Here is a 22,767-nt window from a genome sequence, read left to right as displayed (position 1 = left end):
TAGATGAAAGGCGGAGTGACGTCTGGTTCTTTCGTCCGGGAAATAAACCGGCCCGTGCCAGGGCGGCACGGGCCGGTGATCAGGCGCCGCGCCAGCGTCTGAAGATCAGTGAGGTGTTGATGCCCCCAAAGGCAAAGTTGTTGCTCTGAATGTAGTCGGTCTCAATCTCACGGGGCGCGCCCATGATGTAATCCAGCTGCCCGGCGTCAGCGGCAGGCTGCGTCAGGTTCAGCGTCGGCGCAAACCACCCTTCCCGCATCATCTCAATGCTCATCCAGGCTTCCAGCGCGCCACAGGCCCCCAGCGTATGGCCGAAATAGGATTTCAGCGATGAGACGGGTGTCGTGTCGCCATAGACCGCCGCCGTGGCGAGACTTTCAGCCATGTCGCCCCGCTCAGTGGCGGTTCCGTGCGCATTCACATACCCGATTTCAGCGGCGGTAATCCCGGCGCTTTGCAACGCCCGCTCAATACAGATCTGCATGGTTTCCCGCTGCGGCTGGGTGATGTGCGCCGCGTCGCAGTTGGTATGAAAGCCGGTAAGTTCCGCGTAAATCGTTGCGCCACGCGCCTGCGCATGTTCCAGCGACTCCAGAATGAGCGTTCCGGCGCCTTCACCAATCACCAGGCCATCACGCTGCTGGTCAAAAGGTGCCGGCGTGGTGTGGGGCGCATCGTTGCGCTGACTGGTGGCAAACAGGGTGTCGAACACCGCTGCTTCTGACGGGCAGAGCTCCTCTGCCCCGCCAGCGACCATCACCGTCTGATAGCCGTGACGGATCGCCTCCCAGGCGTAGCCAATCGCCTGGCTGCCGGAGGTGCAGGCGCTGGACGTCGGGATCACCCGGCCGCGCAGGCCGAAAAAGAGTCCGGCATTGACGGCGGTGGTGTGTGGCATCATCTGGACATAGGTGGTGCCGGTAATATTGTTGGTGTGCTTTTCCGTCAGCATGGTGGCGAACTCGCTGACCGGCCCGGTGCTACCGGTCGACGAGCCGTAGGCGATACCGGTTTCACCGCTGGTCAGCACCGGATGGTCAATCAGGCCCGCCTGGGTCAGCGCCAGCTCGGTAGCGCGCGTGGCCAGCAGCGACACGCGACCCATCGCGCGGATGCGCTTGCGGGTGTAGTGCGCCGGCAGCGCAAAGTCATCAATCGGTGCACCCAGCAGCGTATGCAGCCCGTCATAGACCTGCCACTCCGGCATAAAGCGCACGGCATTACGCCCGGCCCGGATCCGCGCCGAGACTTCAGCCCAGGACTCCCCGAAGGCGGTGACGCCGCCCATGCCCGTCACGACGACACGATGGATCACAGCATGCCTCCATTGATCGAAATGACCTGACGCGTCACATAACCCGCGATATCGGACATCAGATAGCTCGCCAGCCCGGCGACCTCTTCCGCCGCCCCCATGCGCTTCATCGGCACGATCTTCATCGCCTCATCGATGACCTGCGGGGCCAGCCCTTCCATCCCGGTGTCGATCAGACCCGGTGCAATGCAGTTAACGGTGATTTTGCGCTTAGCCAGTTCAATCGCCAGCGCTTTGGTGGCACCGATAATGCCCGCTTTCGCCGCGCTGTAGTTGACCTGACCGCGGTTGCCCATCATCCCCGACACCGAGGAGAGCGTGATGATACGCCCCCCGCGTCGCAGCGCGATCATCGGCATCACGCAGGGCTGGATCACGTTATAAAAGCTGTCGAGGTTAGTGTGGATCACGCTGTCCCACTCCTCATCCGTCAGCGCCGGAAAAGCGGCATCACGGGTGATGCCCGCGTTGCTGACCACACCGTAGTAGGCACCATGCTGCTCAATGTCAGCCTCCAGCGCGGCGCGGGTGGCGGCGCGATCGGCCACATCAAATCCCAGAACGCGACCGCTGCCGCCTGCGGCGACGATCGCCTCAAGGCACTGCTCAGCGCCAGCCCGATCGCGGTTGAAATGGACGATAACCTGAAAGCCATCCTGGGCGAGACGCAGCGCAATTGCGCGGCCGATGCCTTTACTGGCACCCGTCACCAATACCGAATCTGTCATGGTTGATTTCCTTGTGACATTAATTGCTGTAACTCTGCTTCATTGGGTTGATAAGTATTCAGACGACCGCTGGCCAGCAGCTGCGAGCCGTGGCGAATGTCGCCCTCAAAACTGCCCATGCGGTCGTCGCGCATCAGCAGCGTCATTCTGATATCCAGCGTGGCGCGGGCGGGAAAATGGGGCTGATGCGCCCGCCAGCCGCGTCCGCCGAGCAGCATACCGGGGGGGATCAGGGTGGCACCGCCCTGCTTTGCATGCCAGCCTGACCAGACGCCCACGGTCTGCGCCATCATCTCAACGCCAAACCAGGCTGGCAGTTCGCCCTGCGGCGTCAGAAAGGGCGTCAGGACGCCACCGGTGCAGGTCGAGACCTGACAGTGAACCTGATCATCGTCAACGCTAATCAGCTGATCGAGCAGCAGCATGGGTGCGGCGTGGGGCAGCCAGTGCGCGGCGGGAGAATTAAATGTCATCGGGGCGTCCCAGTATCAGACAGGTGTTATTGCCGCCAAAGGCGAATGAATTTGAGGCGATGATCGGCCGATCCAGCGCCTGCGGCTGTAACAGCAGGCCACAATCCGGCAGCGTCTCATCCTGTGCCGCCGCCCGGAAATCCTGGGCAGGCAGGGGCAGATTCTCCTGCAGGATCAGGGCGCTGAGCGCCGCTTCGCAGATACCTGCCGCGCCGAGCGTATGGCCGGTCAGGTGCTTGGTCGAACTGCACGGCACACGGTTACCAAACAGACGCGCGATGACACCGGCTTCCATCTGGTCGTTGAGCGGCGTCGCCGTGCCATGCAGATTGATGTAGCCGACCTGCTGCGGCGACAGCGCCGCCTGCTGCAGCGCCATACGCATCGCCCGTTCAGCGCCTTCGCCCTGCGGATGCGGCGCGGACATGTGCCAGGCGTCAGATGATTCGCCTGCGCCCAGCAGCGCCAGCGGCTGCGGTTCACGCGTCAGCAGCATCAGCGCCGCCCCTTCACCGATAGAGATGCCGTCACGATCGCGGCTGAAAGGCGCGCAGCGACGTTCAGAGAGCGAGGCCAGGCTGTCGAATCCGTTAATCGGCATCCGGCTGAGTGAGTCCGCCCCGCCCACCAGCGCCACATCCACCAGACCGGCTGCGATGAGTCGCTCACCGCTGATCACGGCGCGGGCGCTGGAGGAGCAGGCGGTCGAAATGGTATAAGCCGGGCCATTCAGTTGCAGGTAGTGCGCCAGAAATCGGGAAGGATCGCCCAGCTCCTGCATCTGATAGTGATAGTCAGGCTGAGGCGCACCAATCTGGCGATCGCCCTCATCCACACCCGAGGTACTGGTGCCCAGCACGATCGCGACCCGGTCAGCCCCATAGCGCGCCACGGCCGCGTCGAGTGCCGGGCGGATCTGCGCCAGCGCCGCCAGCAGCAGCTGATTATTGCGGGTGTTGTGCGCGCGTAAGGCAGCCGGAACCGGCGGCAGCTCGCCCACAACGCGGCCAAGCCAGCAGCTACGCTCACCGCTCAGCCAGCCGTCACAGCGCTGCATGCCGGGCGCGATGCCCTGTTGCAGATGGGTGGCAATTTCCCGGTTGGTATTGCCCAGCGCATTCAGCATGCCGAAGGCGGAGAGGTAAATCATGAGGCGTCCAGATGTTGAATGCGGATCTGATAGCCAAACGCATGCTGGCGGATGCTGATCGGCTGGCGCAGAGAGCCGCGTTGCAGGTAATCAATTTCGGTCACCAGCTGGTTATCGGCATCGAACAGCTGGCGCTTTAACCCCTGATCCTCCAGCCGCCAGCTGGACGGCAGCTGTTTCAGCCACACCTCCCGCGGCCAGTAGCTGAGCATGATGTCAGCCAGCACCTGGCTGGCTGGCGGCATCTGCGGCAGCGGCATCAGCTGCTGGGTGTGAATGCCACCGGCATTATAGCGCAGGCTGAACAGGCGAATGCCGACCGAGGAGAGTCCGGCCAGATCGATCTGCTGCTCATCGGCGCTGAGCAGCACCAGCAGCGACTGACTCTGACCTTTGACCTGTCCGGTCAGTAATTGCTGCTGCTGAAAAGCGGGATGGATACCCGGCGGCGGCAGCGTAACCTTTACGCCCGGTTTCAGCCAGGCGGTGGGACGGCTGCTGTCAGGTGCCGGTCCGGCGCAGGCGCTGAGCAGCAGCGCCGTCAGCAGAAGAGAGGCGGCGCGGATCATCGTTTACTCCTTGATCGGGTGGGTCGCATCGCCAGCGGCGACAGCAGGAAAGCGCTGAAAATGCCGCTGCATAAAACAGTGCCAAAACTGGCAATCGCGCTGGTGCTGCTGAAGACCAGCATGCCCAGCGTCAGTAACGTCGTGATCATCGCCAGCGACACCGCCAGCAACGACGTCAGGGGCGTCCCCTGCGGATTGCTGAAAAAGAGCGTGTAGTTAATCCCGATGCCCAGCACCAGAATCAGCGCCAGCAGCGCAAAGAGATTCAGTGACGCGCCGATCCAGCCCAGCGTGGCCAGCGCCACCGCTATCGACAGCGCCGACGGCAGCGCGCTGCGTAAGCCCGCGCGCAGGCCCAGACGCAGCACAAACGTTAGCGTGATGAACAGCAGCGCCAGCGCCAGCAGGCCGGTCAGCAGGGTGCGCCAGAAACTGAACAGCCTGTCGTAACCCGCCTTGCGGTCAATCCAGCTGACGCCGCTATGCTGCGCCGCGAGCGCCGCAAGGGCGGCGCTGTTTCTGACGCCGCTGGTGGGGATCAGCACGCCGCTGCGGCCATCCGGCAGCGTCAGCCACAGCAGTCGCCACCCCTCACTCAGCGGACTGGCCAGCCACGCCGCGGGCGTCACCGGCATCGGGGAGAGATCGGGCGCAGCCAGGGCAATCCCCGCCTGCTGCAGGCGGCTCGTCACGGTGGGCACGGCCTGTTGCAACAGCTGGCGATCCTGCTGCTGCTGCGCCAGCGATCGCAGCGGCAGCAGACGATAGCCCTGCAGCCAGCCCTGCTGCTCTGCCCTGCGAAGATCCGGTGCCAGTTTTTCCAGCCGCTGCAGGGTCTGCTGCGCGTCATCGCCCCAGACCACAAACCAGGTCTGATCGGCTCGCTGCCCCGTCAGGGCAGCCAGCTGGCGATCCTGTGCCAGCAGCGAGGCCGGCGCACTCTGCAGATGGGCGATATCATCATCCACATTCAGCCGGGCGATACCGGTGGCGGCGAACATCGCCAGCGCCAGCGGTAAGCCGACGCGCAGCCCGCGCTGCCGTCGCCAGGCGGCGAGCCAGCGAGCCAGCGGCACCATCAGCGGCACCGGACGCACCGGCAGACCGCGCACCAGCCATGGATAGATCAGAATCACCGTCAGGCAGGAGGCCGTTAAGCCGCTGGCGGCAAACACCGCCAGCTGACGCAGTCCGGGGAACGGAGCCAGCAGCATCAGCAGCCAGGCGATCGCCGTGGTGCCCAGCGCCAGCAGCAGCGTGCCGCGCACTTTACGCAGACTCTCCCACGGCGTCTGCTGATCGCCGTGAACCATCCGCTCGGTGAGATAATAGAGGGTGTAGTCGGCGGAGATGCCGACAATGCTCAGGCTCATCACCAGCGTCATCAGATGCAGTTCCCCGAAGCAGAGCAGCGTCACCACCGTGCCGGTCATGGCTCCCACCGCTACGGAGGTCACCGCGAGCAGCAGTGGTCGGAGTGAGCGGAAAACCAGCAGCACCAGCAGGATAACGCCCCCCAGCGTCACGCTGCCCAGCGTTCTGACATCATGCTGCGCCCGCTGGCTGGCGTTGTCGCTGAACAGCACCGTGCCGCGCGTCAGCAGTTTCGCCTGCGGCCAGCGGGCTTTCAGCTGCTGCTCCAGCGCGCTGAGCCGCGTCACCAGCGCATGACTTTGCTGCATACTGAAAGCGTTACTGGCCAGTTCAGCGTGCAGGAAATACCACTGCCGTCCCTGCGCATCGCGCACCGTCAGCCAGCCGTTGTGCAGCGTCAGACGTCCGGCATTCTGCGCCAGCGCCAGCTGCGCTCCCCGCACCAGCATCAGCGGATCGCCCTGCAGCTCTTTGCTGCTGACACCCGAAAATGCCGAGAAGAGCTGCGCCAGCAGCCACTCCGCCTGCGCCCCGCCGCCGTTCTGCAAGCGGCTGCGCGTCGCCTCGTCGATCAGGCCATTACGGTGTTGCCAGGCAAACCGGCCCCACGCCTCCTGCTGACCGGCATCGAGATCGCCCTGCACCTGCCTGAGGTCAGGCAGCGCGCGCAGCTGCGCCTGCCACCAGGCCGCGATGCCAGGATCGTCCTCTTCACCGGGTGAAACCAGCCACACCAGCTGGCGATCCAGCCGCTGCATAAAGGCCTGCTGCAGCGCGGGCGGCGCAGCCCCCAGATTCTGCTGCGGCAGCAGTGCCAGTACGCTGCTGTTGAGCTGGCTGCGCGGCAGCAGAAAAGAGAGCGCCGCCGCCAGCAGCAGGCAGATGGCGAGCCAGAGGATGGCAAGCCGTCGATCGTTACGGCCCGGCAAAACGCGCCTGCTCCTCGTCGCTCAGCTGCGGCGGTTCAGTACGGGTATTGCTGAGCTGAATCAGCGTTTTATCACCCTGCTTATCGTCCAGCCGGATGCTGTCCAGAAACGCATTGCCCGCCAGCGAGATACGGTTAAAGATTTTGTTAAGCGGCGCCGCTTTCGGGGTCAGCTCCAGCGCCCAGGCACCGTTGCCGCGATCGCTGAAGGCCACCGTGAAGTTCTGATTCAGCACCTTCTGATCGGCCTGGAACAGCGCCCGCAGCAGATGGTTGAACTGGAACATCTGCGGGTTACTGTCGGCAGTGATCACCTGCGGCTTCTGCCCGCTCAGGCTCTGCACCATGCGCTTATCATCCAGCAGCAGCGTCATCACAAAGGGGGTCTGCTGATGCCACCACAGTCCCTGCTGACGCGCGATCAGCATCTGCCCGTGTGACACCAGCGGCTGGCGCATCCCGGCAATGGTGCGCGTCTGGGTAAAGTCTGCCCGGATCACCGGCTGGCTGGCAAAACGCTGCTGCAGCTGATCCAGCGTGACCGCGCTGGCGGCACTGGCCCACAGCAGCAGGCCGGTTAGCATGATTTTCAGCATCCTTTCACTCCTAAACGTTCCAGTAAGATATCGGGTGAAACAAAGCACATGGCCTGACTCTCCTGCTCCACCGCCACCTGCAGGGTGTGTGCCTTAGTGGTGATCTGACCGGCGGCGTTTCGCACCTCATAGTCGATGCGCAGGCGGTTCTCAAACTCCGTGATTCGGGCGCTGACGCGAATCGTCTCTTCACAGCGCAGCGGATGACGGTATTTGACCCGGGTGTCGACCACCGGCCAGACGTAGCCGCTGGCCGCCATTTCGGCATAGCTGTAGTTGATGCTGCGCAGCAGGGCTTCGCGCGCGACTTCAAAGAAGCGGAAGTAGTTGCCGTGCCAGACCACCCCCATGGGATCGCAGTCGTGAAACGAGACGGTCAGGACGACGTCAGCCTGATGTTCAGTCATGGTCAGACTCCTTGTGGTGCGCCTGCGGATCAGGCAGCGTCCAGAAATCGAAAAAGTTAAACCAGTCGAGCGGTGCCAGCAGCGCGTAATGGGCCAGCCGCGCCGCATAGCGATCCACCGCCTCCTGCAGCGCCTGCTGACGTTGCGCACGCGGCAACAGCAGCGGATCGGCGAAGCGCTCACAGTGAATGCGCAGTTTACCCTGTTGCTGCAGGGCAAACATCAGCAGCACCGGACAGCGCAGCGCGGCCGCCAGCACAAAGGGCCCCTGCGGAAAGGGGGCGGGACGGCCGAGAAAGTCGCTCCAGATCACCCGTCGCTCGCCGCCACGCTGCGGATTGACCGCTGTGCGATCCCCGACGATCGCGACCCATTCGCCCGCATCCAGTTTCTGTTGCAGCAGGATCGCCGTCTCCGGCCCGATGTCGCTGACCGGCATCAGATTCACCCCGGCCTGCGGGGCAATGGTCTCCAGCACCGCGCGGAAACGGCGGGCGTTGTCGGTAAAGACCAGCGCGTTAATCACCAGACCGCTGACCTGCTGCGCCATGGCGCGGCAGGCTTCGATATCCCCCAGGTGGGAGGCCAGAATCAGCTTCCCCTGCGGTGCGGGCGTGCGGATCACCGCTTCCGCACCCGGGGCAAAATCGATATCACGCCCCCAGCGCAGATCGCCACGCCAGCTGGCCACTTTATCCAGCATCGCGCCGCCAAACCGCAGGAAATGGCGATAGCTGTTAAGCCGGGCCGGCAGCGCAATCTGCCGCTGCTGCGCGGCGTGGCTGACCTGCGCCAGCCACTGCCTGGAGGCGCTGCGCGCACGCTGGCCACTCAGCCAGTAAACCGCCACCACCGGCCAGAGCAGCAGGGTAAAAGGCAGGCGTCCACCGTAGCGATAGACGGCCAGCATAAAGCGCAATCCCCACTGCCCGCGCCGTTCCGTTTCCACAGACCAGTGCGTCTGCGGTCTGCGCATCGCCAGCAGGCGGGGGATGCGCGGCAGCATGCCGAAAAAGAGCCGGGTGTGCATCCAGGAGATGCGCAGGTTGTCATAGAGGGCATCGAAGTGCGACAGCCCGCTGACCGGATAGGTGACGCGGGTCGGGATAAAGCGACTGCGGGTGCCCTGCCAGTAGAGCCGCACCATGATTTCAGTGTCGAAATCCATGCGCTGTCCGACAGGCCGGCGGTCACACAGTGCCAGCGTGGCGGCCAGCGGATAGACGCGGAAGCCGCACATGCTGTCGCGGATCGACAGCGACAGCGTCTCAATCCAGACCCAGAAATGGGTAATGTAGCGGCCATACAGGCGCGATTTGGGGATGGAGTCATCGTAGAGCGGCTGACCGGAGATCAGCGCATCGGGATAACGCGCCGCTTCCGCCAGCATTAACGGCAGATCTTCCGCCTGATGCTGACCGTCCGCGTCGAGCTGAACCGCGTGGGTGAAACCGCGCGCCGCCGCGGCCCGCAGGCCGTGGATCACCGCCGCCCCTTTGCCCTGATTGGTATCGAGCCTTAGCAGGCTGAGCTGCGGGGCGTGCAGCGTCGCCAGCTGCAGCTGGGTCGCCGCATCGCTGCCATCATCCACTACGATGATCGGCAGGTTAAAGGGTGCCAGCCGCGCCAGCACCGACGCCATCATCGCGCCGTGGTTGTAGCAGGGGATCACCACGCAGGGTGAGAACGCAGTCGTTAACACAGCGCGATCTTCCCGCTGCTGGCACTCTGCTCGCCTGCTTCACTCAGCAGGCTGTAGCGAAAACTCAGGCGCGATTTTTCGGCGTGCCACTCAAGGTGCAGCTGCAACAGCGCGCCGGGGGGCACCGGCTGCTGGAATTTGATGTTATCGATGGCCGCAAACTGCCTGCCGGGAGCAAGCAGCAGCAGACCATAGTGCATCACCCAATCCAGCTGTGCCACGCCGGGCAGAATGGGCAGGGTCGGGAAGTGACCCTGAAACCAGAACAGTTCCGGCTCTACCTCTAACGTCAGCGTGACACTGTTCGCCTGTAACGTTCGGCTGCGTTCAATCGGCAACATGAAAAAGTTCCTCTATTTGCGGCCAGGCGCGTTTGCTCTGGGCGGTGACCGGAATGGTGGCCACAACCCGCCAGTAGCGTGGCATGGCCAGCGGCTCCAGCCAGCGTTGCAGCTGCTGTTTCCACTGCTGACGGCGCTGATGCAGCGCCGCCTCATCCAGCGGTCGGGTGGGCGAAAGCACGACGCCTATCGCCTGCCGTTCATGGCGGGTCACCACCAGTGCCACGGCATCCTCTATCTCCGGCAGATCCCGCAGACGGCGCTCAATCTCACTGAGAGAGATGCGCTTGTCCGCGATTTTGACAATGCGGTCATGGCGGCCTGCCAGCTGAAAACCGCCATCCGGCTGTTTGTGCAGGCGATCGTCCAGCGGGATGCCGTCCGCTGCGGCAATCAGCGGCGACCAGACCTGCCAGCGATCGGGCCTCACCTCCTCCAGCCGGACGCCGGGGAAACAGCGCCACGCCTCCCCGGGCCGCTCCCACTGACGCCAGGCCAGGGTGCCGGTTTCGGTGCTGCCATAGATCTCACTGACCCGACAGCCAAAGCGCTGCCAGACCTGCTCAGCATCCGATGCGCGCAGCGCGCCACCGGCGGAGACAATCAGTTCACAGGCGGGCGTCTGCAGCGACCTGTCAAGCCGCGATAAAAAAGCGGGACTGCTGATAAAGGCATAGCGCCAGTGGCGCGGAAGCTGAGCCAGCTGTTCGCCGTAAAACAGCGGCTGGGCGGCGAACGGGCGCGCCAGCGTCATCGGCAGGAAGATCCGGAACGATAAACCGTACAGGTGCTGATGGCTGACCGAAGCAATCACCCGGCACGCCCGAAGCTGTTCACCCCACAGGGCGCAGAGCCAGCGGCTCTCCTGCTCCATCACCGCCAGGGACTTTACCACCTGACGTGGCGTGCCGGTTGAACCCGATGTGAACAGCACCAGCTCAGCCCTCTCCGGCAGCGGCGGCAGCGCGCCCTGCGCTTCGGCCTCATCCCACGCCAGCCGAGGCAGGCTGACCGCCAGCGGCATGTCGCACAGCACGCCATCCAGCCGATCCTGCATCTCATCGAGCAGTGCGGCGCGGGTATGACCCGGCATCACCGGCGTTTTGCCGGCATACCAGCTCGCCAGCAGCGCCACGCAGAAGCGGTAGCTGTCGTCAAAACAGAGCGCCCAGTGTGTGCCCGCCTCTGCCGCTAAGCGCTGGCTGAGCGCCAGCACCTGACGGCGCATGGTGCTGAGCATCAGCGTCTGATCGCCCCGCCAGGCGACTTCCCGGTCGGCGCCCGTCAGCCAGTCGGCCACCCTCATGCTTTGCGCCTCACGCGCTGACGGACGCACCACTCCGCGCCCATCAGCGCGGCGATAAGCAGATAGCTGATCGCGCCGTTCCACAATGTCCAGAGTCGCAGATTCCCCAGCAGGCAGGTGAAGAGCGCCATGCTGCCATTGCCGATAAAGAACAGGCACCAGATTTGGGTGACGCGGCGGGTGTAGCGCACCGCAGCAGGCGGAAGCACGGGCTCACGCAGTCGGGCAATACGTTCCACCAGCGGCATCGCGCTCCAGAGCGAGGCGCCAAACAGCAGCAGCATCGCCAGATTGACCGCCACCGGATACCACAGCAGCAGATGCTGCGAGCGCAGCAGCTGGCTGCTGATACAGAGCAGCGCGCCGAGCAGGGCCAGCCAGCCCATCACAGCCCCCATGGCCGTATGCTGACGACGCAGCTGGAGCCAGCGCAGCCCAAACAGCAGCGCCAGCAGCCAGAAAAGTCCCTGCCAGCGCGGCTGGGTGAGCGCCAGCCAGACCAGCAACGGCCAGGCCAGCAGCGTCAGCAGATTGAGCAGGCGAAGAGTGGCAGCAGGCACGGCGGGATCAGGCGTCTTCGCGCATCAGTTGTTCGACCGCATCGACCACGTCCTGCACGGTTCGCACCGCGCGGAAGGTTTCCGGTTTGATTTTACGACCGGTGCGTTTCTGCAGGTGAACCACCATATCGACGGCATCGATGCTGTCGAGTTCGAGATCTTCATACAGGCGGGCCTCAGGATGGATATCCTCCGGCGCAATTTCAAACAGGCTGGTCAGCAGGGCCGACACTTCCTGATAAATCTCTTCTTTGTTCATCATAAAATGGTCTCCGCGTTCAGCTGCGCTGTTGGTTGACGAACGCTGCCAGCGTCGCAACAGAGAAGAAGTGGGCACGCAGGGTTTCACTCTCCGCAGAGAGCGTTACGCCATAGCGATTTTTCACCGCCAGGCCAAGCTCCAGCGCGTCAATTGAGTCCAGGCCGAGGCCGTCGCCAAACAGCGCATCTTCGGTCTCAATATCCTCGGGGCTGAGATCTTCAAGGTTCAGCGTGTCGATAATCATCTGTTTGATATCGTTGATTAATACATCCATACCGGTTTTCGTCTTACCTGTTCTGGGGGACCAGCGCCTGTTGTAAATGGCGGGTCAGGCGACGCGCGGCCAGCGGCTGCGCATCGGGATTGCTTTCACAAAACGACTGACTGTCGATTCGCGGTTGTACACGCACAGTAAACAGCGGTTTAACTGGCGGAATCTGATACCAGCGGCTCTGCTTATCGAGCATGCGCTGGCTGCAGGTGATGTGGACGACGCGCAGATCGCAGCCGGCGCGCACGGCGATATTGGCGGCGCCCCGCTGCAGGGAGAGCGGCTGACCGTAGCGGGTGCGGGTGCCTTCCGGAAAGATCAGAATATTGTCGCCGCGCGCCAGGCGCTGCTGACTGTCGGGCAGCAGCGTCTCCGCTTCACTGTTGATCAGATAGTCGGCCGCGCGGATCACCCCACGCATAAAAGGATTTTTCTGCAGATCGGCTTTCACCAGACAATCCATCTCCGGCAGCACCGAGGCGATCATCACGTAATCGATCAGCGAGGGATGGTTGGCCACGATCAGGCAGCCGCGATCCTGCTGCAGCAGCTCAGCGCCTTCGATACGGTAGTCGTAGACCCCGGTCAGCCGGCAGAACCGCAGAAAGCAGCGGAAGCTGAACGCGATAGCGCGTCGGGCCAGCAGACGGCGGCGCAGCGAATCACGCTGAACCAGCAGCAGCAGATTAAAGCCCACCAGCGACAGCAGCAGTCCACCCAGGCCAAACAGCGTGAAACTCAGCGCGGTCATCACCAGACGCCAGCAGTAGTTCAGGCGGCTGCCCGCGCAGAGTGCCGGTTGTGAACAGTCAGCCATGTTCTCTCTCCCAGTGCCATGTCAGGCGTTCACCCGGCAGGCTGAACGCGGGCGACGCCGCCAGCCACTGCTGCAGAAAACGCAGGCTCTGCGGCCACAGCGGCGCGTGGGTCTGCGCCGGTTCAGGGCGACCGCTGCAGCGCAATGCCTCGCCTTTACCCAGCAGCAGCGCCACCGCATAAGGCACATTCATGCCCTGCTCCGGCAGCCAGTGTTGATAATAATCGGGCACGCAGCCGTCGAAATCGACCAGCAGCACCTGCTGATAACCCGCCTGATGCAGGGCGCTGACTTCAATCAATCCCTGCTGGAAAGAGTCGATGCCGGCGGCGATGGAGGTGGAGACCAGCGGCGCTTTGGCCGCAATAGTCAGGCTGCCCACCGCCGAGTTGTGAACCGACATGGCAAAATCAGTGGGTGACATCATCTGCTGATCGGCCAGCGTGGTGAGGATGCGCAGGTTACGCTCCAGTTCGCCGTGACGGCTGGTGAAGACGATCGCGTCCACCCGCTGCCGGGCCAGCAGTGCCAGCCCGCACTCAACCGCCGCACGACTGCCGCCGCTCAGACGACGCGCGGTCATCATCGGTAAAAACTGCGGTTTCGCCATCTCTCCTGCGGGATCGATAGCGGTGCCCTGTCGCGCCCAGTTCTGCCAGGCCTCGTGCCCCTGTAATCCTGGAGCCATGGCCTGCCAGTCGAGCAGTGAGTAAGCGAGTCTCATCTCAACATTCTTTCGTCAAACGTGTGGTGTCAGCAATTATCAGGACGTTACGCCTGCCCGGTGCAGAAAAGTGCATTGCTGAACGCCTCTGCCGATCGCGCCAGGGGCGTTCACGGTAGAGGTTTAGGCTGAGGTTCAGCAATAGCAGCTCATCTGATTTGTCGGCCGGGTGGAGCCAATCTTTATACTCAGGTCCTCTGACGGGACGTTATTACGACGGGAGACGCCTTATTGCGCCGCCAGCGCCGACAGGCGTAACTGAATGTCCTGATCCAGATTGGCGATCCAGCGGTTGTAGTTACTGTGGATCTGCCCCTGCCCTGCTTTCAGGTTTTCACTGCTGACATAATCAATGCGGTAGTTCTGGCTGGTGTAGGTGATGCGAATGGTCGCCGCGAAACCACGCTGGGCCAGGCGGCCAGTGATCACGCCTGGCGAAACGGGGGTCATCACCCATTTACGGCCAATGCCGGCTTCAATGATCGCCGTTTTCATCTGGTTATCGCTGTAGCGTTGCGTCAGGCTCTGATTCACATTGTGAATCGGTGCGGTGCGGGCACAACCGGTCAATAACGCAGCAACCACGGCCAGCGTGAAAATCGTCTTCTTATTCATCAGGAATCCCTTCTTTTATGATATTTATCAGTAATATAAACGGATAATTCGCCGTGCGCAGCCTGCGCTTTTCGTGCGCTTTTCCGTCTGGCTGGTGTAAAACCCGCGCATGATACCATCGAATGTAAAGACAGGTAAGCAGAAGTATGCATGGCTTTATAGCGGATATTCGGGGGATTGCGGCGGAGGAAACAGGCTCTCCTGCTGTCGTCAGGGGGCCGATCCGCGCCGTAAAACTCTGGCGACGGCTGGATCGGCCAGGACGATTATGGCGTTGCGGCGGGCGTCCAGCCTCCCCCCAGCGCACGATAGAGATCGATCTGCGCCAGCAGGAGGTTATTTTTGACGGTGACCCGATTAAGCTGGGTGGAAAACAGGGTGCGCTGCGCATCCAGCTCATCCAGATAAGAGGCATAACCGTTCTGATAGCGGTTGCGGGCAATGCGCAGCGCCTCGGTCACGTAGGCCTCCTGCTTTTGCAGTTCCTGAAGCTGGGCCTCTCGCTGCCTGATGGCGTCAACCGCATCGTTGACTTCCGAGAAGGCGTTGCGCACCACTTTTTCATAGCTGTAAAGCGCCTGGTTCCGCGTGGCCATTGAAACATCGACCTGCGCCGTCAGCGCTTCACGGTTCAGCAAGGGCGCCAGAATGCTGCCGCCCACGCTCCAGAGCCGGAACGGATTATCCGCTAACTGATGCAGCACCGAACTCTGCAGGGTGCCGCTGGCGGTGAGGTTAAGCGACGGCAGCAGCTTCGCCTGTGACGACGCCAGGCTGGCATCGGCCGCCAGCAGCTGACGCTGCGCCTGCACGATGTCGGGACGGCGGTTGAGTAGCGCAGAAGGCAGCAGCGACGGCATCTGCTGCGGCAGAATCTGGTCAAACTGCTGACGCCGGGCAAGGGTACGCGGGTTCATTCCCACCAGAATGCTCAGCGCATTCTCCTGCTGGGCGATCTGATGCTGCAGCTGCGGTATCTGCGCTTTGGCCGACTGATATTCTGAGGCCGCCTGCATCCACTCCAGCCGGGAGGTGTAGCCGGTTTCAAACTGACGCCGGGCCAGCTTCAGCGAATTATTGCGGGTGGCCAGCGTCGCCTCGGTGACCCGCAGTTGCTCATCCAGCGCACACAGGTTGAGGTAACCCGACGCGACCGAGCTGGCGATGGTCAGCTCAGCGGCAGACGCCGCCGCCTGCTGCGCCGCTAAGGTCGCCTGCGCTGCCGTGATGCTGCTGCTGCGCGCGCCCCACAGATCAACCTCGTAGCTGCCCTGTAACAGTCCCTGAAACACATCGGTCTCATAAGGCTGCCCCGTCACTGACGAGAGCGTGCGTTCACGGGTCGCGGCCACACCGGCGCTGACGGTGGGGAAGTTATCACCCTGCGTGGCGCGCAGCTGGGCGCGATACTGATCGACCCGGGATCGCGCCGTAAGAATATCGGGATTGTTGCGCAGCGCCTGGCTGACCAGCCGGTTGAGATACTCATCATGAAAGGCACGCCACCACTCGGCCTCCGGCGCGGCGCCGGGGCCGACACTCTCCCGCCAGGCCGCCGGGATCGGCAGCGAGGCCGGTGCCTTTTCAACCTGTGTGGCGCAGCCTGACAGCAGCAGTGACAGGGCAGCGATCGCTACGCGGCCCCTCATGGCGCAGCCTCACCGGCGGGCCGGGCGGCCGTATCGATGCTGACCTCCACGGACATGCCGGGACGCAGCTGTGCCATATCCTGCTCCTTCAGGCGGATGCGAACCGGAATGCGCTGTGCGATTTTGACAAAGTTGCCGGTGGCGTTGTCGGGTGAAATGGCACTGAACTCTGAGCCTGCAGCCGGGGAGATAAACTCCACCTCGCCGTTAAAGCGCTTGCCGTCCAGCGCATCGACCCGAATCGTCACCGGCAGGCCGGGACGAATATGGGCCAGCTGGGTCTCTTTCAGATTGGCGATAATCCATTTGTGATTGGGCACCACCGACGTCAGGCGGGTTCCGGCAGTGACATAGGCGCCGGTGCGGACCGACAGCTGACCGAGCTGGCCGTCATCCGGTGCGGTAATCCGGGTATTCGCCAGGTCGATCTCCGCCAGTTCCAGAGCGGCACGCGCGCTGGCGACATCCCCCTCCAGCGCATCACGGTTTACAATGACCGTTTGCAGATTCTGCTGTGCCACGGCAATCTGTGCCGCCGCCTGACGCACCTGCGCCTGCGCCTGGGCGCTGGCGGCACGGGCGGCATCACGCTCACGTACCGACAGCGATCCATCCGCCGCAAGGTTCTCAACCCGCTTCAGATCGAAGCCGCTTTTTAACGCCTGGGCTTTGGCATTCTCCAGTGCCGCTTTGTTGCTCTGAATCGTCGCTTCTGCGCTGCGACGCTGCTGCAGGTTATTGTTCAGCGCCGCCTGCTTCATCTCCAGCTGCGCCTGCGCCTGATGCACCCGCTGACGATAGATCCGATCGTCAATCGTCATCAGTAACTGCCCTTTTTTCACCGGCTGCAGATCGATCACCTCCACCGAGGTGAGATAGCCACTGACCTGCGGGCTGATAAAGGTCACCTGACCGCGCACATAGGCATTTTCGGTGCTCTGCACCGCGCTGGTAAAGGGCCAGAGTTGCCAGGCGTAGAGAATAACCAGCACGCCCAGCACCACAATGCCGCTACCCACGGCGACAGAAAGAATACGGCGGCGATTAACACGTTCGCGTTCTGCAGCCTGAAGCTCATCCTGCTGACTCATTGTTTCTCCCTTAAATCCTGTAATGCGGCCAGCTGTTGCTGCTCACGCAGGTTAAATCGCGCCTGACGCCACTCCAGATAACGGCGACGGGTTAAACGCCAGATTACCCACATCAGCGTCGCCAGCGCCAGCGCGGCGGTGAGCAGATAGGTGTCGTTATAGGCGAGCACGTTCGCCTGCAGTGTGGCGACCGTCTGAAGCTGGCTGGTGCTCTGCGCACCGCGCAGCACGCTGTCACCCACCAGCGGGTTAAACAGCGCATTATACTGGCTGAGCCGCTCGGTGACATTGGGATCGAGCAGGGAAAGCTGATCGCCCAGCAGGCTGGAGTGATATTTTTCGCGCCAGACCTGAAAGGTGCCCAGAATGGCAGAACCGATCAGACCGCCGAGGTTCTGGCTCATGCCAAACAGCACCACAAAACTGACCAGATTCTTCGGCTGGGTCACGACGCTGCCAATCCCCATCAGCATGGCGGGCGCCATAAAAAAAGCGCTGCTGAAACCCAGCAGGAACTGGCTGAAATACATTTCGGGACCCCGGGTCAGCGGGCTGGATTGCGAATCCATCAGTGAAGCGATAATCATCACCACCAGCGAGGCGACAATAGGCCAGTTCAGATGAGTGGGTTTAATGGTCAGCGCGCTGGCAGCAATGCCGACAATGACCCCGGCGATAATGGCCAGCGCCAGACCACGCATCTGATCGTTCTGAAGGCCAAGCTGCTGTAAGAAGCCGACCGCGCCGGTGTTCTGTTCGGCCAGGACGATACGGATCATGATCATCACGATGCCCAGCCGCACCATGTTGCCGCTGCTGAGCCAGCGGGTATTGATCAGCGGATTGCGCCGGTTATGTTCGATCACCATCGCCGCGACAATCAGCGTCAGCGCTATCGCGGTACAGATACCGAGCCAGGGCGTGGTGAACCACCACTCAATCCGCCCCAGCGACAGCACGCCGCACAGCAGCGCCATGCCGGGTGCCAACAGAATGAAAGTAACGAAATCCATTTTCTCAAAAGTTTTGATGCGGTCACCCGGCGGCAGTTTCACCATCAGCACCCCGCCCAGCGCAATCATCGCCAGACCGAGTTCAAACAGATAGAGACCGCGCCACTCGTTGAGCTGCAGCAGTTCAGAGGAGAAGAGTCGGGCCAGCGGAATGGCGAGCTGCGACACCGTCAGGCCGATAACCAGCGCTTTCAGGCGATGTTTTGCGGGCCAGGCCTGCACCTGATAGTAGATGCCGAGTGAGCTGAGGGCGGCCGCCACCATGCCGTGCGCGGTGCGCACAATAATTGCGGAACTGAGGTCGTTGGCAAACAGATGAAAGAACGCCACCAGCACATAGAGCACCAGGAACGCCTCGGTAAAGACCCGCAGTCCAAACTGCTGGCGGAACTTCACCAGCAGCAGGTTGATCGAGATATTGCCCATCACATAGACCGCAGGCAGCCAGGCAATTTCATTCGACCAGGCACCAAAGGTGCCCTGCAGATTGACCAGATTTGCTGTGACCAGCGCGTTACTCAGCGCACCGGTCAGGGAAATTAGCAGACCGATCAGGCCAAACGCCAGGCGTTTGGGCATCGGGTGCAGCGGGGTCGAGGGCGAGCCCGGCAGCATGGGTTTTTCGTGCGGTAACCACTCGCGTGCAGCGTAGGGATTTCGCTTTGCCACTGCTACATACTTCCCATACGACTCAACAGTTGTTGCAGCACACGTTCGGTGACGGCCAGATCCTGCGGGTCGATGTCAGCCAGCATCTCGGTGCGCAACGCATCGGCCTCGGTTTTCACGCGGGCAAACGCCTCGTTGCCTTTTTCGGTCAGCACCAGGTGGCGCTTGCGGCGATCTTCCGGCGGCTGCACCCGCGTCAGCAGTGACTGTTTGACCAGCCGATCCACCAGCGGAACCATGCTGGCATCTTCCAGCCCCAGCAATTGCGCCAGTTCGGTTTGCGTCATGCGTTCCGGTTCGCTGGCGATGAGGCCAATAGCCATCCAGCTGCTCATACTTAAGCCGCTGTCTCTGAGATGACGATCTACCGCCAGGCGCCAGGCATGTGCGGTCAGGTGCAGTAAATGGGTGAAGGTACGGGTATGCTGAGACAAATGTTAGCAGCCTAATGGTTAGGATTCTGATTAAATAGAAGGGTTATTATACGCAAAGCAAAACGGGATTGAAAAGCGCCCGTTCTGTTAAAAACTAGTGGATCGCGGCAGAATGTCCAGAGTCCGCTATCGGGAGCCCGATAATATGAAACAGCCAGCAGCAAACTGGGTGGATCTCCGCCGTGACGCCATCAGCGGTATTGAGGCGCTGCGCGCTCATTTTACCGGTCACGCCTATGATCCGCACTGGCATGACAGCTATCTGATCGGTGTGACTGAGCAGGGAGTACAGCAGTTTCACTCGCGGCGCAGACAGCACCGGAGCCGACCCGGCACGGTGTTTATGCTGGAACCGGAAGAGCTGCATGATGGAGATGCCATCAACGAACAGGGTTTCACCTACCGTATGCTCTACCTTTCTCCACAACAGATTGCACAGCACCTCAACCCGGCCGGGCGTGACGCGCCGCCCTCCCCCGCATTACAGTTTGCTGCAACGCTGCGCGACGATCGGTCGCTGGCCTATGCCGTCTGGCATGCGTTCGAGGCGCTGTGGCACAACCATCCCGCCCTGATCAAAGAGGCGGTTCTGGATCGGCTATTCTCTCAGCTTACGCCGCACCAGCAGATCTTCCTGCCCGATCGCCACCCGGATAAAGATACGGTGCTGGCATTGCAGGCGCGTGACTGGCTGATCGCCCATCATGCGGAAAATCCTGGCCTGGCGCAGATGGCACAGCAGCTGCAGGTGGACCGCTTCCGGTTATCACGCCTGTTTCAGGCGCACTGGGGCCTGCCGCCTCACGCCTGGCTGGTGCAGTGGCGGCTGAGCCAGGCGCGCCGGCAGCTGGCGCAGGGCCAGCCGGTTGCCGACGTGGCCGCCGCGCTGGGTTTTGCCGATCAAAGTCATCTGGGGCGCTGGTTTAAACGCGCCTGCCAGCTCACGCCGTCACGCTATCAACACGCCTGCACAAATCTTCCAGACCCGAACTGACACCGTTGCCACAATGCGTTTTTTGAGTGAGGAGAAACGCAATGCAGGACTTACGATGTGTGATGATACTGAATGCCGCGCTGCCAGCCGGTAAAGCCACCAACGCCGCTGCCGTGCTGGCATTAACGCTGGGGCAGCGTCATCCGGAGCTGGTTGGCGACGCGCTGGAAGATGCGGAGCGCCATCCCTCCCCCGGTCTGATCAGCACCGGTATTCCCGTGCTGGCGGCCACCGATGAGCAGCTTCGGGCACTCCTGCTGCAGGCCGAAGAGGCCGGATACGATCGGGTGCTGTTTCCCGAAGAGGGACAGACCACCACCGATTATCAGGCGCTCAGCATCGCCCTGCGCCAGCAATCGCGGCGGCAGTGGCGGCTGCTGGGTCTCGCCATCGTCGGTGATAAAAAAGCGCTGCGTAAGCTGACGGCAAAGCTGGTGTTATTCAGCTAATCATCCGGTAACAGGCAGATTTTGGTGCTGCGCGTCTTCTGGCCCGCTTTAATAGCGACTTGTTGTATAGGTTATTTGTACAGATTTTTGTTCAGAATAATCCTTATAACGCTTTGATAAGGCGTAAATAGCACGTTTAATCAAAGAATACCATTGTACAAGTTGATCTTTATTGTATAACTTTATCGCCACGAGTTGTCATGCGACTCTGTAACGAATGATGCACTTGCGTCGCCTCTGAAGGTGTCAGTGGATTTCCACCTTCAGAGGTTATTTTTTATCTGCGTTATGTTCACGCTGGCACCATCGCATCTGTCCATGCGATGGTTTTTTTGATTGATTTTGTCCTGACATCCGAACCGGAATCGGGCTGTTATGAAGGGCTTACACATGCAAAATACACTTCCCCGGACTGACCAGGAAATTGCCGACTATTTCAATCCTGCAGCGAATAAACCCGCCAGCGAGATGGAAATGCTGGGTGTCCTGATCGCAGAAATCCTGCAATCGGGTATGCCTGTCAGTAATAAGGCCATTATTTCAAAGCTGATCCACCGACTGGAACTGGAAAGCGACAGGGATTCGCTGGATATCTACCGTCAGCTGCTTGACCTGGTGGTCCACAAAACCCCGGATGACTTTTAACTGTAGTCGCGATTCCAGGGAGGGAATCCACCGCCTTTTTCTGGTATCTTCGTCGATCCCCCGGTAGTATCTGCCTCTCACTGTTTATCCCATTCTTTCCGCCTTCCGCGCGGGAGCAAAATAACTAAAGAGCCTGCAATCCTTTATGACCCAGACTAATGATGTTACCGCAACTGACGTTGTGGCGGGCGATATCAGCACGGGGCGCGTACTGCGTTCGCCTGCGCTGCTGACCCGCGAATGCCTGGCCGGTGTGATTACCGCGCTGGCCCTGATCCCCGAAGTGATCTCCTTTTCCGTGATTGCCGGTGTCGACCCGAAAGTCAGCCTGGTGGCTTCGGTGGTACTCTGTCTGACCCTGTCGATTCTGGGCGGTCGCCCGGCAATGGTCACAGCTGCCGCCGGTTCCGTGGCGCTGGTCATCGGGCCGATGGTGCATCTGCATGGCGTGGAATATATTCTGCCCGCCGTTGTGCTGGGCGGCATCATCCAGATTCTGTTTGGCCTGGCCGGTCTGGCGCGCATGATGCGTTACATTCCCCGCTCGGTAATGCTGGGGTTCGTGAATGCGCTTGGGGTCCTGATTTTCTTTGCGCAGGTGCCGCACGTCTGGGGTCAGTCACCCCTGGTGTGGATCTTCTTTGCCGTCACCCTGGCTATTGTGCTGCTGCTGCCGCGCCTGATAAAAAGTGTGCCCTCCCCGCTGGTCGCCATCGTGGTGGTGACGGCGGTGGCACTGCTGATGGGCTATCGCATGCCGAACGTGGGTGACGAGGGGCCGATGAGCCCTGGCCTGCCCGGGTTGAATACGCTGCTGGTGCCCCTGAACCTGCAGACGCTGCAGATTATCTGGCCCACGGCACTGAGTATCGCGTTTGTCGGGCTGATGGAGTCGCTGCTGACCGCCAAACTGGTCGATGATCTGACGGATACCCCCTCCAGTAAGCGCCGTGAATCCTGGGGCCTGGGCGTGGCGAACATTCTGGCGGGCTTCTATGGCGGTATTGCGGGCTGTGCGATGATCGGTCAGACCATCGTCAATGTGGAACTGGGTCGGGCACGCAGCCGGGTCTCTACCGTCGCGGCCGGCCTGGTGCTGCTGTTACTGGTGACCGGACTGAGCCAGATTATGGCGCAGATCCCGATGGTGGTTCTGGCGGGCATCATGATGGTCGTCGCGGTGAAAACCGTTAACTGGCATAGCCTGCAGCCCGCCACCCTGAAGCGTATGCCGTGGTCAGAAACGCTGATTATGGTGCTGACGGTGGCGGTCACGGTCTGGACGGGCAATCTGGCGCTGGGTGTGCTTGCGGGGGTGATCCTTGCCATGCTGCTCTTTGCCCGCCGCATTGCGCATGTTATCCATGCAGAGCGTCACCTGAGCGATGATGGTCAGTCTGTGCGCTATGTCGTGCGCGGCCCGCTCTTCTTCGCCAGCAGCAACGACATGTTTGAGCATTTCGATTACGCTCACGATCCCAAAAAGGTCACGATCGATTTAACCCACGCGCAGATCTGGGATGCGTCCAGCGTCGCGGCGCTGGATGGCATTGAGTATCGCTATCAAAGATATGGTGCCGAAGTGACGATTGAGGGGCTGGATTCACGCAGTACCGACTTCCATCAACGTCTGACCGGTAACTTCGGTTAAGGTGCGCGGTTCTGCTGCCTCTGCGGCAGCAGAA

At 61.6% G+C, this 22,767-nt stretch carries 25 protein-coding genes; 4 read left to right on the top strand and 21 right to left on the bottom strand.

The annotated features are described in order from the left end of the window. Nucleotides 1-79: 79 nt before the first annotated feature. The 21 genes from HFD97_RS03060 to HFD97_RS02960 all read right to left on the bottom strand — a co-directional run bounded on the left by HFD97_RS03060 (nucleotide 80) and on the right by HFD97_RS02960 (nucleotide 18,994). Nucleotides 80-1,315 carry a beta-ketoacyl-ACP synthase gene (locus tag HFD97_RS03060; RefSeq protein WP_009090922.1) on the bottom strand — a complete coding sequence of 412 codons (1,236 nt, stop codon included), beginning with the start codon at nucleotides 1,313-1,315 and terminating at the stop codon, nucleotides 80-82. Continuing rightward, entirely contained in the window at nucleotides 1,312-2,043 is a 732-nt protein-coding gene (locus tag HFD97_RS03055) for a 3-ketoacyl-ACP reductase FabG2 (protein WP_111208049.1), read from the bottom strand. The genes HFD97_RS03060 and HFD97_RS03055 overlap by 4 nt, the downstream gene beginning before the upstream one ends. Continuing rightward, nucleotides 2,040-2,516 carry a hotdog family protein gene (locus HFD97_RS03050; protein WP_009090925.1) on the bottom strand — a complete coding sequence of 159 codons (477 nt, stop codon included), beginning with the start codon at nucleotides 2,514-2,516 and terminating at the stop codon, nucleotides 2,040-2,042. Before HFD97_RS03050 ends, HFD97_RS03055 begins: the two co-directional genes overlap by 4 nt. After that, nucleotides 2,506-3,666, bottom strand: coding sequence for a beta-ketoacyl-[acyl-carrier-protein] synthase family protein (locus tag HFD97_RS03045; RefSeq protein ID WP_167431019.1), 1,161 nt, complete (start codon nucleotides 3,664-3,666; stop codon nucleotides 2,506-2,508). The genes HFD97_RS03050 and HFD97_RS03045 overlap by 11 nt, the downstream gene beginning before the upstream one ends. After that, nucleotides 3,663-4,235, bottom strand: coding sequence for a DUF3261 domain-containing protein (locus HFD97_RS03040; RefSeq protein WP_167431020.1), 573 nt, complete (start codon nucleotides 4,233-4,235; stop codon nucleotides 3,663-3,665). The genes HFD97_RS03045 and HFD97_RS03040 overlap by 4 nt, the downstream gene beginning before the upstream one ends. Continuing rightward, on the bottom strand, nucleotides 4,232-6,538 hold the full coding sequence (locus HFD97_RS03035) for an MMPL family transporter (protein WP_150029686.1): 2,307 nt from the start codon (nucleotides 6,536-6,538) through the stop codon (nucleotides 4,232-4,234). The genes HFD97_RS03040 and HFD97_RS03035 overlap by 4 nt, the downstream gene beginning before the upstream one ends. Then, the gene (locus HFD97_RS03030) at nucleotides 6,525-7,133 is read right to left on the bottom strand and encodes an outer membrane lipoprotein carrier protein LolA (protein WP_150043746.1); all 609 of its coding nucleotides are present in this window, start codon (nucleotides 7,131-7,133) and stop codon (nucleotides 6,525-6,527) included. Before HFD97_RS03030 ends, HFD97_RS03035 begins: the two co-directional genes overlap by 14 nt. Further along, nucleotides 7,127-7,540, bottom strand: coding sequence for a thioesterase family protein (locus tag HFD97_RS03025; RefSeq protein WP_009090934.1), 414 nt, complete (start codon nucleotides 7,538-7,540; stop codon nucleotides 7,127-7,129). The genes HFD97_RS03030 and HFD97_RS03025 overlap by 7 nt, the downstream gene beginning before the upstream one ends. Then, complete coding sequence (locus tag HFD97_RS03020) at nucleotides 7,533-9,242, bottom strand: glycosyltransferase (protein WP_058957990.1); 1,710 nt, start codon at nucleotides 9,240-9,242, stop codon at nucleotides 7,533-7,535. Before HFD97_RS03020 ends, HFD97_RS03025 begins: the two co-directional genes overlap by 8 nt. Beyond that, nucleotides 9,236-9,583, bottom strand: a complete 348-nt coding sequence (locus HFD97_RS03015) for a 3-hydroxyacyl-ACP dehydratase FabZ family protein (RefSeq protein ID WP_009090938.1) — start codon at nucleotides 9,581-9,583, stop codon at nucleotides 9,236-9,238. Before HFD97_RS03015 ends, HFD97_RS03020 begins: the two co-directional genes overlap by 7 nt. After that, nucleotides 9,570-10,889: an AMP-binding protein gene (locus HFD97_RS03010; protein ID WP_150029688.1), complete on the bottom strand. Its 1,320-nt coding sequence runs from the start codon at nucleotides 10,887-10,889 to the stop codon at nucleotides 9,570-9,572. Before HFD97_RS03010 ends, HFD97_RS03015 begins: the two co-directional genes overlap by 14 nt. Beyond that, the gene (locus tag HFD97_RS03005) at nucleotides 10,886-11,449 is read right to left on the bottom strand and encodes a hypothetical protein (RefSeq protein WP_046101575.1); all 564 of its coding nucleotides are present in this window, start codon (nucleotides 11,447-11,449) and stop codon (nucleotides 10,886-10,888) included. The genes HFD97_RS03010 and HFD97_RS03005 overlap by 4 nt, the downstream gene beginning before the upstream one ends. 7 nt (nucleotides 11,450-11,456) lie before the next feature. Then, nucleotides 11,457-11,711: an acyl carrier protein gene (locus HFD97_RS03000; protein WP_009090944.1), complete on the bottom strand. Its 255-nt coding sequence runs from the start codon at nucleotides 11,709-11,711 to the stop codon at nucleotides 11,457-11,459. Nucleotides 11,712-11,727: 16 nt separating this feature from the next. Further along, entirely contained in the window at nucleotides 11,728-11,985 is a 258-nt protein-coding gene (locus tag HFD97_RS02995; protein WP_009090946.1) for a phosphopantetheine-binding protein, read from the bottom strand. 13 nt (nucleotides 11,986-11,998) lie between these two features. Further along, nucleotides 11,999-12,799 (bottom strand): 1-acyl-sn-glycerol-3-phosphate acyltransferase, encoded by an 801-nt coding sequence (locus HFD97_RS02990; protein WP_009090948.1) that lies wholly within the window; start codon nucleotides 12,797-12,799, stop codon nucleotides 11,999-12,001. Next, on the bottom strand, nucleotides 12,792-13,523 hold the full coding sequence (locus HFD97_RS02985) for a beta-ketoacyl synthase chain length factor (protein ID WP_167431021.1): 732 nt from the start codon (nucleotides 13,521-13,523) through the stop codon (nucleotides 12,792-12,794). The genes HFD97_RS02990 and HFD97_RS02985 overlap by 8 nt, the downstream gene beginning before the upstream one ends. Before the next feature lie 228 nt (nucleotides 13,524-13,751). Further along, a complete protein-coding gene (locus HFD97_RS02980) occupies nucleotides 13,752-14,138 on the bottom strand; it encodes a hypothetical protein (protein ID WP_009090952.1) in 387 nt (128 codons plus the stop codon). Between the two features lie 266 nt (nucleotides 14,139-14,404). Continuing rightward, a complete protein-coding gene (locus tag HFD97_RS02975) occupies nucleotides 14,405-15,787 on the bottom strand; it encodes an efflux transporter outer membrane subunit (protein WP_167431022.1) in 1,383 nt (460 codons plus the stop codon). After that, nucleotides 15,784-16,878: an HlyD family secretion protein gene (locus HFD97_RS02970; RefSeq protein ID WP_150029693.1), complete on the bottom strand. Its 1,095-nt coding sequence runs from the start codon at nucleotides 16,876-16,878 to the stop codon at nucleotides 15,784-15,786. The genes HFD97_RS02975 and HFD97_RS02970 overlap by 4 nt, the downstream gene beginning before the upstream one ends. Further along, nucleotides 16,875-18,560, bottom strand: coding sequence for an MFS transporter (locus tag HFD97_RS02965; protein ID WP_033736341.1), 1,686 nt, complete (start codon nucleotides 18,558-18,560; stop codon nucleotides 16,875-16,877). The genes HFD97_RS02970 and HFD97_RS02965 overlap by 4 nt, the downstream gene beginning before the upstream one ends. Before the next feature lie 2 nt (nucleotides 18,561-18,562). Further along, nucleotides 18,563-18,994 carry a MarR family winged helix-turn-helix transcriptional regulator gene (locus HFD97_RS02960; RefSeq protein WP_009090959.1) on the bottom strand — a complete coding sequence of 144 codons (432 nt, stop codon included), beginning with the start codon at nucleotides 18,992-18,994 and terminating at the stop codon, nucleotides 18,563-18,565. 145 nt (nucleotides 18,995-19,139) lie between these two features. Between HFD97_RS02960 and HFD97_RS02955 the strand changes: the two genes are divergently transcribed. From HFD97_RS02955 to HFD97_RS02940, 4 genes are all read left to right on the top strand, one after another. Continuing rightward, nucleotides 19,140-19,988 carry an AraC family transcriptional regulator gene (locus tag HFD97_RS02955; protein WP_150029694.1) on the top strand — a complete coding sequence of 283 codons (849 nt, stop codon included), beginning with the start codon at nucleotides 19,140-19,142 and terminating at the stop codon, nucleotides 19,986-19,988. A 41-nt stretch (nucleotides 19,989-20,029) separates the two neighbouring features. Then, nucleotides 20,030-20,437 (top strand): DUF2000 domain-containing protein, encoded by a 408-nt coding sequence (locus HFD97_RS02950; RefSeq protein ID WP_167431023.1) that lies wholly within the window; start codon nucleotides 20,030-20,032, stop codon nucleotides 20,435-20,437. A gap of 390 nt (nucleotides 20,438-20,827) precedes the next feature. Further along, a complete protein-coding gene (locus HFD97_RS02945) occupies nucleotides 20,828-21,082 on the top strand; it encodes a biofilm/acid-resistance regulator YmgB/AriR (protein ID WP_033736573.1) in 255 nt (84 codons plus the stop codon). Between the two features lie 145 nt (nucleotides 21,083-21,227). Then, nucleotides 21,228-22,733, top strand: a complete 1,506-nt coding sequence (locus tag HFD97_RS02940; RefSeq protein WP_167431024.1) for a SulP family inorganic anion transporter — start codon at nucleotides 21,228-21,230, stop codon at nucleotides 22,731-22,733. Nucleotides 22,734-22,767 lie beyond the last annotated feature (34 nt).

Source organism: Pantoea sp. EKM103V (assembly GCF_011800365.1).
In the GTDB taxonomy this organism is placed as follows: Bacteria; Pseudomonadota; Gammaproteobacteria; order Enterobacterales; family Enterobacteriaceae; genus Pantoea; species Pantoea anthophila.
The sequence above is the reverse complement of the archived record's forward strand: the minus strand, read 5'-3'. Positions and strand labels throughout refer to the sequence as shown.

Coding starts and splice junctions, on each gene's coding strand:
- HFD97_RS03055 (WP_111208049.1), bottom strand. CDS start 2,043: ATGACAGATTCGGTATTGGTGACGGGTGCCAGTAAAGGCATCGGCCGC.
- HFD97_RS03050 (WP_009090925.1), bottom strand. CDS start 2,516: ATGACATTTAATTCTCCCGCCGCGCACTGGCTGCCCCACGCCGCACCC.
- HFD97_RS03045 (WP_167431019.1), bottom strand. CDS start 3,666: ATGATTTACCTCTCCGCCTTCGGCATGCTGAATGCGCTGGGCAATACC.
- HFD97_RS03040 (WP_167431020.1), bottom strand. CDS start 4,235: ATGATCCGCGCCGCCTCTCTTCTGCTGACGGCGCTGCTGCTCAGCGCC.
- HFD97_RS03030 (WP_150043746.1), bottom strand. CDS start 7,133: ATGCTGAAAATCATGCTAACCGGCCTGCTGCTGTGGGCCAGTGCCGCC.
- HFD97_RS03025 (WP_009090934.1), bottom strand. CDS start 7,540: ATGACTGAACATCAGGCTGACGTCGTCCTGACCGTCTCGTTTCACGAC.
- HFD97_RS03015 (WP_009090938.1), bottom strand. CDS start 9,583: ATGTTGCCGATTGAACGCAGCCGAACGTTACAGGCGAACAGTGTCACG.
- HFD97_RS03010 (WP_150029688.1), bottom strand. CDS start 10,889: ATGAGGGTGGCCGACTGGCTGACGGGCGCCGACCGGGAAGTCGCCTGG.
- HFD97_RS03000 (WP_009090944.1), bottom strand. CDS start 11,711: ATGATGAACAAAGAAGAGATTTATCAGGAAGTGTCGGCCCTGCTGACC.
- HFD97_RS02995 (WP_009090946.1), bottom strand. CDS start 11,985: ATGGATGTATTAATCAACGATATCAAACAGATGATTATCGACACGCTG.
- HFD97_RS02990 (WP_009090948.1), bottom strand. CDS start 12,799: ATGGCTGACTGTTCACAACCGGCACTCTGCGCGGGCAGCCGCCTGAAC.
- HFD97_RS02985 (WP_167431021.1), bottom strand. CDS start 13,523: ATGAGACTCGCTTACTCACTGCTCGACTGGCAGGCCATGGCTCCAGGA.
- HFD97_RS02980 (WP_009090952.1), bottom strand. CDS start 14,138: ATGAATAAGAAGACGATTTTCACGCTGGCCGTGGTTGCTGCGTTATTG.
- HFD97_RS02975 (WP_167431022.1), bottom strand. CDS start 15,787: ATGAGGGGCCGCGTAGCGATCGCTGCCCTGTCACTGCTGCTGTCAGGC.
- HFD97_RS02970 (WP_150029693.1), bottom strand. CDS start 16,878: ATGAGTCAGCAGGATGAGCTTCAGGCTGCAGAACGCGAACGTGTTAAT.
- HFD97_RS02955 (WP_150029694.1), top strand. CDS start 19,140: ATGAAACAGCCAGCAGCAAACTGGGTGGATCTCCGCCGTGACGCCATC.
- HFD97_RS02950 (WP_167431023.1), top strand. CDS start 20,030: ATGCAGGACTTACGATGTGTGATGATACTGAATGCCGCGCTGCCAGCC.
- HFD97_RS02945 (WP_033736573.1), top strand. CDS start 20,828: ATGCAAAATACACTTCCCCGGACTGACCAGGAAATTGCCGACTATTTC.
- HFD97_RS02940 (WP_167431024.1), top strand. CDS start 21,228: ATGACCCAGACTAATGATGTTACCGCAACTGACGTTGTGGCGGGCGAT.